This window comes from Citrobacter sp. Cu233 (genome assembly GCF_030332225.1).
Lineage (GTDB): Bacteria > Pseudomonadota > Gammaproteobacteria > Enterobacterales > Enterobacteriaceae > Citrobacter.
In genome coordinates this window covers 192,968-207,691 of the sequence record NZ_JAOWIF010000033.1, presented here as the reverse complement: position 1 = coordinate 207,691, position 14,724 = coordinate 192,968, and the positions used below count along the sequence as shown (strand labels likewise).

Annotated in this window: 12 protein-coding genes; 6 read left to right on the top strand and 6 right to left on the bottom strand. The window is 51.7% G+C overall.

The window, feature by feature from the left end; translation table 11 throughout:
- Positions 1-16 precede the first annotated feature (16 nt).
- Genes dhaT through OGX95_RS11120 form a run of 3 tightly spaced genes read left to right on the top strand, consistent with a single transcriptional unit; the run spans position 17 to position 2,080 of the window.
- Positions 17-1,180 carry a 1,3-propanediol dehydrogenase gene (dhaT, locus tag OGX95_RS11130; protein WP_116360753.1) on the top strand — a complete coding sequence of 388 codons (1,164 nt, stop codon included), beginning with the start codon at positions 17-19 and terminating at the stop codon, positions 1,178-1,180.
- Positions 1,181-1,195: 15 nt separating this feature from the next.
- On the top strand, positions 1,196-1,549 hold the full coding sequence (locus OGX95_RS11125; protein WP_286629454.1) for a glycerol dehydratase reactivase beta/small subunit family protein: 354 nt from the start codon (positions 1,196-1,198) through the stop codon (positions 1,547-1,549).
- The gene (locus tag OGX95_RS11120; RefSeq protein WP_286629453.1) at positions 1,550-2,080 is read left to right on the top strand and encodes a cob(I)yrinic acid a,c-diamide adenosyltransferase; all 531 of its coding nucleotides are present in this window, start codon (positions 1,550-1,552) and stop codon (positions 2,078-2,080) included. It abuts the gene before it with no gap.
- Here OGX95_RS11120 and dhaR read toward each other — a convergent pair.
- Positions 2,058-3,983 carry a dihydroxyacetone kinase operon transcriptional regulator DhaR gene (gene dhaR, locus OGX95_RS11115; protein WP_286629452.1) on the bottom strand — a complete coding sequence of 642 codons (1,926 nt, stop codon included), beginning with the start codon at positions 3,981-3,983 and terminating at the stop codon, positions 2,058-2,060. The genes OGX95_RS11120 and dhaR overlap by 23 nt on opposite strands.
- Positions 3,984-4,075: 92 nt before the next feature.
- A complete protein-coding gene (locus OGX95_RS11110) occupies positions 4,076-5,173 on the bottom strand; it encodes a glycerol dehydrogenase (RefSeq protein WP_286629451.1) in 1,098 nt (365 codons plus the stop codon).
- Positions 5,174-5,735: 562 nt separating this feature from the next.
- Here OGX95_RS11110 and OGX95_RS11105 point away from each other — a divergent pair.
- Positions 5,736-7,394 carry a glycerone kinase gene (locus OGX95_RS11105; protein ID WP_286629450.1) on the top strand — a complete coding sequence of 553 codons (1,659 nt, stop codon included), beginning with the start codon at positions 5,736-5,738 and terminating at the stop codon, positions 7,392-7,394.
- Between the two features lie 94 nt (positions 7,395-7,488).
- Here the strand turns inward: OGX95_RS11105 and cfa are convergent, their stop codons facing one another.
- Positions 7,489-8,643 (bottom strand): cyclopropane fatty acyl phospholipid synthase, encoded by a 1,155-nt coding sequence (gene cfa, locus OGX95_RS11100; RefSeq protein ID WP_286629449.1) that lies wholly within the window; start codon positions 8,641-8,643, stop codon positions 7,489-7,491.
- 67 nt (positions 8,644-8,710) lie between these two features.
- On the opposite strand from cfa, the gene OGX95_RS11095 reads away from it, so the two are divergent.
- The gene (locus OGX95_RS11095) at positions 8,711-9,559 is read left to right on the top strand and encodes a helix-turn-helix domain-containing protein (RefSeq protein WP_353655427.1); all 849 of its coding nucleotides are present in this window, start codon (positions 8,711-8,713) and stop codon (positions 9,557-9,559) included.
- Here the strand turns inward: OGX95_RS11095 and OGX95_RS11090 are convergent.
- On the bottom strand, positions 9,556-10,338 hold the full coding sequence (locus OGX95_RS11090) for a siderophore-interacting protein (RefSeq protein WP_286629447.1): 783 nt from the start codon (positions 10,336-10,338) through the stop codon (positions 9,556-9,558). The genes OGX95_RS11095 and OGX95_RS11090 overlap by 4 nt on opposite strands.
- 239 nt (positions 10,339-10,577) lie before the next feature.
- Here OGX95_RS11090 and OGX95_RS11085 point away from each other — a divergent pair, with 239 nt between their 5' ends.
- Positions 10,578-11,255, top strand: coding sequence for a PadR family transcriptional regulator (locus OGX95_RS11085; RefSeq protein ID WP_286629722.1), 678 nt, complete (start codon positions 10,578-10,580; stop codon positions 11,253-11,255).
- On the opposite strand, the gene OGX95_RS11080 is transcribed toward OGX95_RS11085, so the two are convergent.
- Positions 11,252-12,817, bottom strand: a complete 1,566-nt coding sequence (locus tag OGX95_RS11080) for a methyl-accepting chemotaxis protein (RefSeq protein WP_286629446.1) — start codon at positions 12,815-12,817, stop codon at positions 11,252-11,254. The two genes, OGX95_RS11085 and OGX95_RS11080, sit on opposite strands and share 4 nt — an antisense overlap.
- A 319-nt stretch (positions 12,818-13,136) precedes the next feature.
- On the bottom strand, positions 13,137-14,657 hold the full coding sequence (locus OGX95_RS11075; protein ID WP_286629445.1) for a methyl-accepting chemotaxis protein: 1,521 nt from the start codon (positions 14,655-14,657) through the stop codon (positions 13,137-13,139).
- Positions 14,658-14,724: the final 67 nt, after the last annotated feature.

The window sequence follows — 14,724 nt, the reverse complement described above, 5'->3', positions numbered from 1 at the left end:
TCTAAGAAGGTATATTATGAGCTATCGTATGTTTGATTACCTTGTGCCAAATGTTAACTTTTTTGGCCCAAATGCTATTTCCGTTGTCGGCGAACGTTGCAAACTGTTAGGCGGTAAAAAAGCACTGCTGGTCACCGATAAAGGTCTGCGGGCGATAAAAGACGGTGCGGTAGATAAAACGCTGGCACATCTGCGTGAAGCCGGGATTGAGGTGGTCGTATTTGACGGTGTAGAGCCGAACCCTAAAGACACTAACGTGCGCGACGGTCTGGAGGTATTTCGTAAAGAGCAGTGCGATATCATCGTTACCGTCGGCGGCGGTAGCCCGCATGACTGCGGTAAAGGTATCGGCATCGCGGCCACGCACGAAGGCGATCTCTACAGTTACGCCGGGATTGAAACGCTGACCAATCCGCTGCCGCCAATTGTTGCGGTCAATACCACCGCGGGTACGGCCAGCGAAGTCACCCGCCACTGCGTGCTGACCAATACCAAAACCAAAGTGAAGTTTGTGATTGTCAGCTGGCGTAACCTGCCGTCGGTTTCCATTAATGACCCGCTGCTAATGCTCGGTAAACCAGCACCACTTACCGCCGCAACCGGGATGGACGCCCTGACCCACGCCGTGGAAGCTTACATTTCCAAAGATGCTAATCCGGTCACCGATGCCGCCGCTATCCAGGCGATCCGTCTGATCGCCCGTAACCTGCGCCAGGCCGTCGCGCTGGGCAGCAACCTGAAAGCCCGTGAAAATATGGCCTACGCCTCTCTGCTGGCCGGTATGGCTTTCAACAACGCCAACCTCGGTTATGTTCATGCGATGGCACACCAGCTCGGTGGCCTGTACGACATGCCGCACGGCGTGGCAAATGCGGTACTGCTGCCACACGTAGCCCGTTATAACCTCATCGCCAACCCGGAGAAATTTGCCGATATCGCTGAGTTTATGGGCGAGAACACCGACGGGCTGTCAACCATGGATGCCGCTGAGCTGGCCATTCACGCCATCGCCCGTCTTTCCGCCGATATTGGTATTCCACAGCATTTACAGGAGCTGGGCGTCAAAGAGGCCGATTTCCCTTACATGGCGGAAATGGCGCTAAAAGACGGCAACGCGTTCTCGAACCCGCGTAAAGGGAACGAGAAAGAGATCGCTGAGATCTTCCGTCAGGCTTTCTAATCCAAAGGGGGCGCAATGTCACTTTCATCACCGAGCGTACATCTGTTTTATCACTCACGCTGGCAGGATACCCGCGCGCTTGATGAACTGTGCTGGGGACTGGAAGAGCAAGGCGTCCCATGCCGGACTGTCTGTTGCGACGAGAATGACTGTGCGCTGGCCTTGAGCAAACTTGCGGCCAAAAGCTCAATGCTGCGTGTCGGTCTTGGTCTCAACGCCACGGGTGATATTGCTTTAACCCACGCCCAGTTGCCCGAGGATCGGGCGCTGGTCCGTGGTCATATCACTGCCGGAATTGCGCAGATCCGCACGCTTGGCGCCAATGCCGGTCAACTGGTCAAAGTGCTTCCTTTCAGCGAGATAAAATAAATGTACCGTATCTATACCCGCACTGGTGATAAGGGCAAGACCGCGCTGTTTGGCGGCAGCCGTATCGACAAAGACGATATCCGCGTGAATGCCTATGGCACCGTGGACGAACTGATTTCCCAGCTTGGCGTCTGCTACGCCAGCACGCGCCTGACAGCGCTTCGCCAGGATTTACATACCCTCCAGAAGACGCTGTTTGTGCTCGGCGCAGAACTTGCCAGTGATGAGAAGGGCCTTGCTCGCTTAACGCAGACGATTAGCCCCGAGGATATTCAGGCGTTGGAGCAGCTTATTGATCGCAATATGACGCAAAGTGGCCCGCTAAAAGAGTTTGTTGTTCCGGGGAAAAACCTCGCATCGGCACAGTTGCATGTTGCGCGCACGCTGGCGCGTCGGCTGGAGCGACTTCTCATCGCCATGGACAGAACGTTGACGCTGCGTGATGAACTTAAGCGTTACATCAATCGTCTGTCAGATGCCCTCTTCTCGATGGCGAGGATCGAAGAAACTACTCCAGATGTTTGCGCTTAAACTGGCTGGCATCGATGTCGTACTGTTTCATCTTGCGCCACAAGGTTGTGCGGCCAATATTCAACAGTTGCGACATTTCCTGCACACGTCCGCTGGTGACGCGGGCGGCATGGATAATCGCCTCTTTTTCGATGGCGGTAAACGTCAGGCTGGCTGGCAGCAGTGAAGACGCCGTCTCCAGACCCGGACGTTCGGCAAACAGATAATCTGGCAGATTACTCAGGCGAATATGGCCGTTGTCGCTACTGATGGCAATATTTTCGATAATGCTGTTGAGCTCAAAATCATTGCCCGGCCACGAGTAGGCAACCAGTTGTGCCAGCGCGTCATCGTCCAGCTTCAGACTGGATGAAAAGCGTTTTTTCAGGCTATTTAAGCGTGTATGAATCAGCGCCGGAATGCTGTTACGCCGTGCCCGCAGCGGCGGAATAACAATTTCAAAGGAGTGTAATGCGTAATACAGTTGGCGGCTAAAGCGGTTTTGCTCCACCAGGTTGGCGAGATCAACCGTGGTAGTGGCAATCACTTTCACATCTACCGGGATCAGGCGGCGGGCATCAAGGCGGGTCAATACACCCTGCTTGATTACCTGCAACAACGCGGATTGCAACTCGGGTGCCAGATACTCAATTTTTTCCAGAAACAGCGTACCGCCGTTCGCCAGCTCAAGGCGGCTCAGCCGACCGTTTTCATCATCGGTTGGCGCACTGCCCATAAAATCCTGCCCCAGCACGCTGTTGGCATACAGTTGGCAGTTAACGGCGATATAAGGCCCGCTGGCACGTTCACTTTCATTGTGAATAGCCTGGCTCAGTAGCTCTTTACCCACCCCCTCTTCACCACACAACAGAATAGGGAAACTCCCTCTCGCCGCCTGGCGACCAAAATGGATCAGCCGACGGGTTTCCGGGTCATCCGTCGACATCTGTTCAAAGGTGTGGCTGACTTTCCCGAGCTGGCTGGTCATCAACTGACGCATTTGTTCAACGGGATGAAGCAGCAGAATAAAGCTGTTGCCCTGCTCTTCAACGATGGGTTTCAGAGTAATAACAGCATCAACAAACTGGTGCTGACTTTCGAAAGTCACTTCGACGTGATTCAGGCCGCGAGCATGTTTGATCGCCCGGCGCAGCAAGGTGGGCAGATTAACCAGGTCATTAATGTTTTTTCCCTGGCTGGCCTGTGCATCCAGATGTAAAAGCAAAGCGGCACGGGCATTAAGAAACTGCAGAACGCCCTGCTCGTTCCATGCCATTACGCCATCATCCATGCTCTCTAACAGCCCATACATCTGATTAAGATGGCGGTTAGATTCGGCCAACAGGCTGTCGGTCAGCAAAGAGTTACCGACTTCTCTGGCAATTGCCAGCGTCAGGGAGAGATCGGCAACGGATTCATGCTCCACCAGGCAGCACAGAGAAATAGAGCCAAACAGCCGCCCATGGTTATCAAAGACCGGGGTAGAGCAGAACGACCACGGATGCAGTGCCTGCTTAAAATGCTGATCGCCAGAGGTTTTTGTCGGCTGCCCTGGCATCGTTGCCAGCGATAGCGCACAACTGCCGATAATGCTTTCCGCACAGTAACTACCGTCACGAAAGCCAAGTTCCGCCAGCTGTTCCACCGTCTGCGGATCGCCGCACCGGCTGAGAATACAAGCCGATTCATCCAGAATCAGCAGCGCACAGGGACGTCCATCCATAAACTCCCAGGCATCTTCCAGCGCGGCCTGTCCAATCGTCAGCAGTGCCGTCTTACGGCGACAAATCGACTCAAAAGTCAGTCCCTGCGCCTGATGCGGTGCCTGCCAGGTTTCCCGCTGCATAAACTTGCTGCAACGATGCCATGACTGAGCAATGACCGAAGAAACTTCCTTCCCGATGCCATGAGTGTGCGCCGTCATATCCATTTCCGCTGTTTGACCATAGACAACCCCTCCGGCAGAGACTGTCAGAGGGGGAGAAAATGCCGAATAGAAGGCTTACCGACGTCTGATTAACGCGCCAGCCACTGCTGTCCCAACAGGTCTGCCGTCAGAATAGCGGCATGGACGCTTTCAGGCGTCACCGGGAACGGCATATTGTGAATGGTTTCACCTTCCGCGCAGGTGGCTTTCGCAACGGCCATAATCTTAGCGTCGATGCCATCTTTCACGCCCATTTGCGCCAGCGTTACCGGCAGATCCACTTTCTGGCAGAAATTCAGCACCGTTTCGATCTCTTCCATCGGGCTGTTCTGCAGTACCAGTTGCGCCAGCGTACCAAACGCCACTTTTTCACCGTGGTACAAATGGTGACACTCTTCCAGAATGGTGAAGCCGTTATGGATGGCGTGTGCCCCCGCGAGGCCACTGCTTTCAAAGCCAATACCGCTGAGATAGGTATTCGCTTCCACAATACGTTCCAAAGCATCGGTCACCACGCCAGCTTGCGCCGCCAGACGCGCCTTTTCACCTTCTGCCAGAAGCGTATCATAGCACAAGCGCGCCAGGCTCAGGGCTGCCGCTGTGGACTGCCCCCCCGCCATGCTGGTCGCTCTGGCGTCATAACACGCTTTTGCTTCAAACCAGGTCGAGAGCGCATCGCCCATCCCGGCCACCAGCAGGCGTACCGGCGCTTTGGCGATAATTGCCGTATCCATGACAACCATATCCGGGTTTTTCGGGTAGATCAGATATTCTTCAAACTCACCGGCTTCGGTATAGATAACAGACAGTGCACTGGTTGGCGCATCAGTTGAGGCGATAGTTGGAATCACCACCACCGGCAGTTTCTGGTAGTAGCCAATCGCTTTGGCGGTATCCAGCGTTTTCCCACCGCCAATCCCAACCACACCACGGCAACCGTGCTGCTTCAGAATGGCAATCAGGCGATTAATTTCAACATGGCTGCATTCGCCATTGAAGCGTTCCGCGTGGCAGCTAATACCGTGGCTGTGCAGACCATTGAGTACTTTGTCTCCCGCCAGTTTCATGACGAAGTCATCTGCAATCACGAAAAAGCTGTCTGCCAGATTTTTAGCGTATTGACCAAATAAGGTAGAAGCGTCAGGACCCTGGAGATATTTGGCTGGAGATTGAATAACTTTTAGCATTCCTTTCATCCTCAAATAAGTACATGTTTTTACATGGTGAGCCCTGGCGTTAACCTGTTTAGCCTGTTGCGAACGGCGAAAACGGGAGGTACCGGAGCGATGCAATAACTGTATGGCGAGGCGGGAACAAAAAAATCATTCGTCTTTTTGTTCTGATATGAAACAGATAAAAATGATATGCGTTCCATATTGAAACAATTAACCATAAAAAAACTAAGGTTTGCGATCCCGATCCGTTCATTTACCGGCAAATCCTTGCAGAACGCGAAAATCGAATTCCCTTTGCCTCTCTCTGCCCCCATTAAAAGCAGTAACAAAACGTTTACTATGCGGTGTGGCCAGCACTGAAAAAGCGATAAAAAAGTCGAGCGGGCTCGCATTGTGATCGTTCCCCTCACAAATACGTTTCATTACGGAACAAAAAATAACAATTACGTTCCGTAATGAAACTCATTTTGCCGCTGTTTTTTTCCACGCAGACTCCGCCAGAATCTCCCCATCGCCTCCGCACCATGACAATGCATTCGGGGGTTTGTCTTACACTCAACCTCGAGGAGCCGTTATGTCTCAATTCTTTTTTAATCAGCGTACCCAACTCGTTAACGACGTCATCGACGGTACGATTATCACCAGTCCGTGGAACAATCTGGCGCGTCTGGAAAGCGATCCGGCTATTCGCATCGTGGTTCGTCGCGATCTCAACAAAGATAACGTGGCGGTGATCTCCGGTGGCGGCTCAGGACACGAACCCGCCCACGTTGGCTTTATCGGCAAAGGGATGTTGACCGCGGCAGTCTGTGGTGACGTGTTTGCGTCCCCGAGCGTAGATGCAGTGCTTACCGCAATCCAGGCGGTAACTGGCGATGCTGGCTGTCTGTTGATCGTTAAAAATTACACGGGTGATCGTCTTAACTTCGGCCTCGCCGCCGAAAAAGCACGCCGCCTTGGCTATAACGTCGAAATGCTGATTGTCGGCGACGATATCTCCCTGCCGGATAACAAGCATCCTCGCGGGATTGCGGGCACTATCCTGGTACATAAAGTGGCAGGCTATTTCGCTGAACGCGGCTACAACCTCGCTACCGTCCTGCGTGAAGCACAGTATGCAGCAAGTAACACCTTCAGCCTGGGCGTCGCCATTTCCAGTTGCCATCTGCCGCAGGAAACCGACGCTGCACCACGCCATCATGCGGGCCATGCCGAACTGGGCATGGGCATTCACGGCGAACCTGGCGCCTCGGTTATCGCGACCCAAAACAGTGCGCAGGTGGTGACTCTGATGGTCGATAAACTGATGGCGGCACTGCCTGAAACCGGCCGTCTGGCAGTGATGATTAATAATCTGGGCGGCGTGTCCGTTGCTGAAATGGCTATCATCACTCGGGAACTGGCAAACAGCCCACTGCATCCGCGTATCGACTGGCTGATTGGCCCGGCCTCGCTGGTCACCGCCCTGGATATGAAAGGTTTCTCGCTGACCGCCATCGTACTGGAAGAAAGCATCGAAAAAGCGCTGTTAACCGAAGTAGAAACCAGCAGTTGGCCGACACCTGTCCCACCACGCGAAATCAACTGTGTGCCATCATCGCAGCGCAGCGCGTGTGTAGAATTCCAGCCTTCAGCCAATACGCTGGTCGCCAGGATTATTGAGCATGTCACCGGAACGCTTTCCGATCTGGAAGCACACCTCAACGCGCTGGATGCCAAAGTAGGTGATGGGGATACAGGTTCAACTTTTGCCGCTGGTGCACGTGAAATCGCTGACCTGCTGCATCGTCAGCAGCTTCCACTGGATAACCTCGCCACGCTGTTCGCACTGATCGGCGAACGCCTGACCGTGGTGATGGGCGGGTCCAGCGGCGTACTGATGTCAATCTTCTTTACCGCCGCCGGGCAGAAGCTGGGGCAAGGGGCTGATGTTGCCGAAGCACTGAATACAGGGCTGGCGCAGATGAAGTTCTACGGCGGTGCAGACGAAGGTGACCGTACGATGATTGATGCGCTGCAACCCGCGCTGACGTCTCTGCTGGCACAACCGCAAAACCTGCAAGCTGCTTTTGACGCGGCACAAGCAGGCGCAGAGCGTACCTGTCTGTCGAGCAAAGCCAACGCGGGTCGCGCATCGTATCTCAGCGGCGATAGCCTGCTGGGCAATATGGACCCCGGCGCACACGCTGTCGCTATGGTATTTAAAGCACTGACTGAGAGTGAGTTGGGTTAAATCATAACAGCCTGGTGGCGCGCTGCTTCCAGGCCTACCGTTTGCACACTGTTGTAGGCCGGATAAAGCGCTTGCGCCACCATCCGGCTGCATATTAGCGATAGACGCGAATACCGCCTTCTACGCCCCGGCTAAACAATACTTGCCACAGCTCAATGTCTCTGGCGCGGAACGCTCCGGCACAAGCGCACAGGTAATAATTGAACATCCTTCTGAAGGTCGCGGAATAACGCGATGACAGCTCTGGCCACGCCTGATTAAACCGCGCATGCCAGGCCATCAGCGTTTTATCATAGTCACTGCCAAAGTTATGCCAGTCTTCCATCACGAATCGCGATTCGCTCGCTTCAGCAATATGAGAAATCGCCGGTAAGCAGCCATTCGGGAAAATATATTTATTGATCCACGGATCAACGCTCATCCCTTTTTTATTGCTGCCAATGGTATGCAGCAGGAATAATCCGTCCGGTTTCAAACAGCGGTCAGCAATACTGAAATAGGTATCGTAATTTTTTGGCCCCACATGCTCGAACATCCCTACGGAGACAATACGATCGTAGTGCTTGTCGAGGTCACGATAATCCTGAAGCAGAATGGTCACATCCAGGCCTTCACAGCGCTGCTGCGCCATTTTTTGCTGCTCTTTCGAGATAGTGACGCCTTCTACCGCTACGCCATAATGACGCGCCGCATATTCGGCCAGTCCGCCCCAACCACAACCAATATCCAGTAAACGCATGCCCGGTTTCAGTTGCAGCTTTTCGCAAATCATTTTTAATTTGGCATTTTGCGCGTCGTCTAAGGTGGTTGCCTCTTTCCAGTAGCCACAGGAATATTGCATGTGGGGATCCAGCATGAGCGCAAAGAGATCGTTGCCAATATCGTAGTGTTCTTTACCGACAATCCACGCTCGACTGCGAGACTGCAAATTAAACAGACGGGCGCTGGCAATGCGCAATATATCCTTCAGATTTCCCGGCATTTGCTGGTCGAGTTTTGCTTTCAGGATTTTGCAGAACAGAACATCAAGCCGTTCGCAGTCCCACCAGCCTTCCATATAGCTTTCGCCAAGCCCTAAGGAGCCTTGTTGCAGCACCCGTTTAAAGAAACCGGCATGATGAAGTTGAATATCCCAGGGGCGGGAACCATTGATCTGAATATCTGCTTGCTGGAGCAGCTCTTTTCCCATTCGGGTCCAGTTATCATTTGTTTCATTGACGATGACAGCATCTGAACAAAGCGTGTTCATGGTATTTACCAAAAGTGGGCCAATAATTATTACGCAAGATTATTATGGAAAAAAGAGTGTATGTATTATGATTTGCGGACAAGATCTATCGAGCAGCGGCCACCTGACCGGGAGAATCACTTCTTTGAATATGGATACTTTCCCCCCAAAACAGTGGAACGCCTTCCCCGACGACTCCATGGCCGAGCTGCCGCAGGACGTTTACTTTCGCTCTTATGTCCTTGAAGCCAACCACCATGTTCCGCAGCACTCACATGCTTTTATGCAGTTTCATTTTGCCCGCAAAGGCAGTATGCGCATTGATGTCGCCGGCAAGTGCTGGATAATCCCCGCGCATTACGGCATCTGGATCCCCAATAATACTGAGCATGCAGTTTGGGCGCTGGATGATGTGCATTTAGAGAATCTGGATATTAAGCCAGGCTTTCTCGAGGAAAGAATCGATGAGTGTAAAGTTGTGGCGATCAGTGATTTCGCCAGAGAGTTTATTCATTACGCGACCACCTTAATTTCAGGCCATTATGATAATCAGTCAAAAGAAGGCAAACTGGTCAGTGTACTGGTGGACATTATTTTGCAATTACCAGAAGTCGCCTTTGTATTACCGTGGCCGCAGGATCGCGAATTAACCAAAGTGTGCCGAACAATACAAGCGTCTCCGGCGCTGGAACATTCCGTTGAGTATTGGGCACAACATTTAGGTATGTCTGCCCGTACCTTTTCGCGTCATTTCAAAAAAGAAACCGGATTACCCTTCAGCGTCTGGAAGCAAAAAATGCGAATTCTGGAGTCCGTACTTATGCTGAAGAAAAATAAAAGCGTAACCGCCGTGGCGCTCGATGTGGGGTATTCGAGCACCGCAGCGTTTAGTTATGCCTTCCGCCAGGCATTTGGCGTTTCACCGTCACATTATTAATTAACGTTCCGGCGTTGATGCCAGTAAGCTGCTGCACGCACCAACTGCTGATCGAAAGCCTCAGTAGCAAAGCGGGCGCTCAGGTTTTTCACCACTTTTCCTTCGCCAGTTATCCAAATGAAATAATCCTGTGCAGGCACGGTCAGCTGTGAAAGCTGCTCATTCACTGCCTGTTCGTCATGGCCGACAAACCACTGAATGGTAAAACCGTCGAGATGAGCAAAATAGTCCTGATACGCTGCATCGCGTACGCTGACCAGCGCCGTCACGTCTGGACGTACCGCTAAACGGCCGATCGCCTCCAGCCGACGACGTAGCGCTGGCATTCCAGATTCATCACAAACGTAAACCTGGTACGCATAGTCTTCTGGTACCACCAGCGAGCCACGTGGTCCGCCAATCGTCAATTTGTCACCTTCATGAGCATTCATCGCCCACGTACTCGCCACACCGCCGTCGTGGATATAAAAATCCAGCGCCAGTTCATGGCGTGCCTGGTCATACAACGGCGTGTAATCACGGGATACCGGACGCACACCCTCTGGCCAGACAATCCCCTCATCCGTCACTACGGGTGGCACAAAGTGACTGCCAGGTTCAGGAAAAAAGACCTTGGTATGGTCGTCAAAACCCTGTGAGCTGAAACCATCCAGAGCGTCACCGCCCAGTACAATGCGCTGAAAACCTGTGCTGATACGTTCAACGCGCAGGACGGTCAGTTCACGGAAGCGCAGCTCATTGCGAACGCGCTGTGGATAGCGTGAAGTGTTATTTGTCATTTTTTCGCCTTCGTGACAGAGATTAGATATATCTAAACAAATTTCAAATGATAATGATTGCTAATTAAGAATATTGCAAGAACTTTTTTGATAGAGTCATGACGGACCATTCCTAACGTCAGATGTAAAAATAAAAACATACAAATCAGTAAGTTGCATTATTATTTGCGAGTAGACTTGCAAATGCAAAAAGTTTAGATATAAATTAGATATATCGAAACAACATCAGGAGATGAATGATGCAAGATCATCATGAAGGTTGCTGCAAACATGCAGAACACCAGCACGAAGGCTGCTGTAAAGGCGAAGGGCATCGCCACGAAGGTCACCACAGCGAACACCACGAAGGTTGCTGCAAAGGTGAAGAACGTCGTCACGAAGGCTGTAACAAAGAACACCGCCATGAACATGGCTGCGGACATCGCCACGGTGGCGGCGGTGGTGGCGGTCGACGTCAGCGCTTCTTCGGCCACGGCGAATTACGTCTGGTGATTCTGGATATTTTGACCCGCGATGCCAGCCACGGTTATGAGCTAATCAAAGCGATTGAAACATTGACTCAGGGTAATTACACCCCAAGCCCGGGCGTTATTTACCCGACACTGGATTTCTTACAGGATCAGTCGCTTATCGCCATCCGTGACGAGGAAGGTGGACGTAAGCAAATAACAATCACAGAGCAAGGCCTGCAATGGCTGGAGGAGAACCGGGAACATCTGGAACATATCCACGAACGTATTAAAGCACGCAGTGTCGGCTTTGAATTACGCAAGAATCCACAGATGAAAAGAGCGCTGGAGAATTTTAAAGCCGTGCTGGATCTGCGGGTCAATCACGGTGACACCAGCGAAGCGCAAATCAAGAAGATCATCGGTATTATCGATCGCGCATCGCTGGACATCACCCAGCTTGATTAAGCAGGCTGCGCATCCTCTTTGCGCACGCGGAACACTTTAATCATCTCTTTTAAGTGTAATGCCTGTTCGTTTAATGACGCCGCTGCCGCAACGGACTCTTCTACCAGACAGGAGTTCTGTTGCGTGGTGGTGTCGATCAGGCCAATCGCACTGTTAATCTGCGAAATACCGTCCGTCTGCTCACGGCTGGCCTGACCGATTTCCCGTAATATCACATCCATTTCTTCAACGTTAGTGACCATTCCATTGATCAACGCATTGGCTTTTTCAACCAGCGCCAGTCCTTCCCGGGTTTGACTGGTGGAGTCTTCAATCAGATTGCGGATCTCGCTGGCGGACGATGCGCTTTTTTGCGCCAGTTGACGCACTTCTCCAGCAACTACCGCAAAACCACGCCCATGCTCACCGGCGCGTGCCGCTTCGACAGCCGCATTTAGCGCCAAAATATTGGTTTGAAACGCAATCGAATCTATCAGGTTGATAATTTCTGACATACGGTTAGAGGTTTCATTAATCACGCGTATTTTCTGCGTCACCTGATTCATCATCTCACCGTTGTTTTTCACGACCGTCGCCGCTCCCGTAGACAGCTTCGTCGCTTCATGGGTATGGTCTGCCGTCGTTTTGACCGTCGCGGTAATTTGTTCCATCGACGCTGCGGTCTGTTCTACCGAGCTTGCCTGTTCTTCGGTACGCGCAGCCAAATCCTGGTTACCCGCTACAATCTGTGCCGCCGCGGCAGAGATATTCTCGGAGCCGTTTTGCATTTCCTCGACAATCTCTAGCAGTCGGTTTTTCATTGCCATCAGCGCTTGCAGCAGCACACCGATCTCATCCTTCTGTTCCATACTGATGTTGCGAGTGAGATCGCCCTGCGCAATCGCCTCAGCAAACTGCACTGCTTCATTAAGAGGTCGGGTAATTGACCGCACAATATACCAACCCATCACACAACCGGCAGCAATGCTTATCAGCGCCAGAGTAATCAACAGTGCGCGATTGGTATGGAAATCGTATTCCACCTGAGCACCCGCCTTCTGCATCTGGGCATCTTCAATAGCGATCAATTCCTGCACTTTTGCTTTATAAGCCTGCTGCACATTCACCGTGCGGGTCATCATCTCGTGCATCGCACCAGAGCGATCGTGATTCTGCAACGCCTGCAGAATGCGGAATCGGGAAGCCAGATACTGCTCACGCACATCGCGGATATCCGCAATAATTTTTTTAGAAGCATCATTGAGAGGCGCAGCACTCAGCGCATCCAGCAGAGCAGAAATTTGCTGGCTGATGGTATCGAGCTTTTTCTGGGACGCCTGGGTCCATTTACCTTCCTCATCCAATAACATCAATTGTTGAGTACTGACAAACTCCTGAAAATTATCAATGAGCAGATTGGCTTTTACCGTAATCGGATAGTCATTGGTAATGATGTTCTGCATCCCACTGTTACTACGATCCAGACTCAACAGCGAAAGGCCCGAACTCACCATCATCAGTACAATAAACAAACCAAACGCGATAAATAATTTCGAGCGAATCTTTACGTTATGCAAGAACATATTTTCTCCCTGGAGACAGTTTTCTTCAGACAGATATCCTTATCGGTCAGCATTCACCTAACTTTATGATATTGATCGTTTTTTAATTTACACCAATGTTACTAAATAGTTTTTGACGATGAATCAAGCTAGACCGATCGTTATATAAGCGATATTTCAAAATATTTAAAAACGAAACACTTGCTGTCAGAGCGGAATAAGGAAAATAGTACCGTAATACCAAAGTGGTATCATTTAATATATAATTAACAAAGTTATTACAAAAAAACGCCTACCGGGGACGATAAGCGTTTGGCGGGAAAATAGGATGGGGAGAGAATTAATGCAGCACAGTCACCGCATCTTCCAGGCGACCGGCACGATGTTTTACCATTGCTGAAATCTGTGCGCTCTCTTCGACCAGTTCGGCATTTTTCTGCGTAATGCTGCTCAACTCATTAACGGCACGGGTCAGGCTGGAAAGTCCATCTGACTGCTCCAGCGTTGAATGGCTAATTTGAGCAATCAACTGTGTCACATTCTGGACCTGCGCCACAATATCATCCATTGTCCGCCCTGCGGCATGAACCTGATCGGAGCCGGACTGCACCTTGTCGGCGCTGGCATCAATCAGTTTACGGATGTCATTTGCTGCGCTTGCACTACGACTGGCAAGATGGCGTACTTCTCCGGCCACCACCGCAAATCCTTTTCCTTGTTCCCCAGCCCTGGCCGCTTCAACCGCCGCATTCAGCGCCAGAATATTTGTCTGGAAGGCGATATCGTTAATCAGGGTCGTGATAGTGCCGATCCGTTGGGTGCTGTTGGCAATATCGTCCATTGTTTTAATGACCGTATCCATCGCCTCACCGCCCTGTGTCGCCGCGCTGCTGGCGGCAATAGACAGCTTGTCAGCTGCTGCTGCTGTCGCAGAGTTTTGCTTCACTGATGCCGCCATCTGATTCATGGTGGTGACCGTTTCCTGCACATTCTCTACCGTCTGCTGTGTATGCTTGTTTAAATCATCACTGCCTTTCGCCAGCGTTTCACTGTCATTGCGCACACAGCTGACCTGACTCGACACGTCATGAATAAGCCAGCGGCACATTAACCCTAACTGCCCCACCGCCCGTAGCATCAGACCCAGTTCATCGCTACGGTTAAGATGGGTCACACTGTTGCGCTCGCCAGTCGCTACTTTCAGTGCCTGCTGGGCCACATTCTCGATTGGGCGCACAATCTGCCATTCGAAAATAACCGTCGCCAGCATCATCACCAGTGCGCTCACTAACAGTTGCGGCCATTCAGCCCCCATCTGCTGTAGCGCAGTTGCCAGGATAACAAACATGAAAGCCATGACACTGCGTACCCGCCAGCGAACCGGAAGCGACGGGAGTTTACCCAACCAGCCTTTACGTACCACCAGCCCCTTATGGACGCGCCGATTACAACGGCCTTCATTGAGTGCTTTATATAAAGGTTCGACCGCCGCAATTTCCGCTTCCGTCGCCCGGGTACGGATCGACATATACCCGGTTACGCGCCCTTCCCGCACCATCGGCACCGCATTGGCCCTCACCCAGTAGTGATCGCCATTCTTCCGCCGGTTTTTCACAATACCGCTCCACGGTTCCCCCTGTTTCAGGGTGTACCACATATCCGCAAACGCCGCTTTCGGCATGTCCGGGTGACGAACCAGGTTGTGCGGCTGAGCAAGCAATTCATTCAGCTGATAGCCGCTGACCTGGACAAAGGTATCGTTCGCATGGGTGATATAGCTTTGTAAATCGGTAGTCGACATGAGGGTGATATCATCATCCAGCGGTGTATTTTGCTGACTAACGTAGGGATGAGAAGACATGGTTGCGTCCTGTGCAGGTTATCTGGTTGTTAACTCTTTCGGCTTATGTTATTTCGGCGCTAATCTT

Excerpts from the sequence above, each read along its gene's own strand:
- OGX95_RS11110 (WP_286629451.1), bottom strand. The coding sequence starts at position 5,173 with ATGCTAAAAGTTATTCAATCTCCAGCCAAATATCTCCAGGGTCCTGAC.
- dhaR (WP_286629452.1), bottom strand. The coding sequence starts at position 3,983 with ATGACGGCGCACACTCATGGCATCGGGAAGGAAGTTTCTTCGGTCATT.
- OGX95_RS11075 (WP_286629445.1), bottom strand. The coding sequence starts at position 14,657 with ATGTCTTCTCATCCCTACGTTAGTCAGCAAAATACACCGCTGGATGAT.
- OGX95_RS11085 (WP_286629722.1), top strand. The coding sequence starts at position 10,578 with ATGCAAGATCATCATGAAGGTTGCTGCAAACATGCAGAACACCAGCAC.
- OGX95_RS11105 (WP_286629450.1), top strand. The coding sequence starts at position 5,736 with ATGTCTCAATTCTTTTTTAATCAGCGTACCCAACTCGTTAACGACGTC.
- OGX95_RS11125 (WP_286629454.1), top strand. The coding sequence starts at position 1,196 with ATGTCACTTTCATCACCGAGCGTACATCTGTTTTATCACTCACGCTGG.
- OGX95_RS11080 (WP_286629446.1), bottom strand. The coding sequence starts at position 12,817 with ATGTTCTTGCATAACGTAAAGATTCGCTCGAAATTATTTATCGCGTTT.
- OGX95_RS11090 (WP_286629447.1), bottom strand. The coding sequence starts at position 10,338 with ATGACAAATAACACTTCACGCTATCCACAGCGCGTTCGCAATGAGCTG.
- dhaT (WP_116360753.1), top strand. The coding sequence starts at position 17 with ATGAGCTATCGTATGTTTGATTACCTTGTGCCAAATGTTAACTTTTTT.
- cfa (WP_286629449.1), bottom strand. The coding sequence starts at position 8,643 with ATGAACACGCTTTGTTCAGATGCTGTCATCGTCAATGAAACAAATGAT.
- OGX95_RS11120 (WP_286629453.1), top strand. The coding sequence starts at position 1,550 with ATGTACCGTATCTATACCCGCACTGGTGATAAGGGCAAGACCGCGCTG.
- OGX95_RS11095 (WP_353655427.1), top strand. The coding sequence starts at position 8,711 with ATGATTTGCGGACAAGATCTATCGAGCAGCGGCCACCTGACCGGGAGA.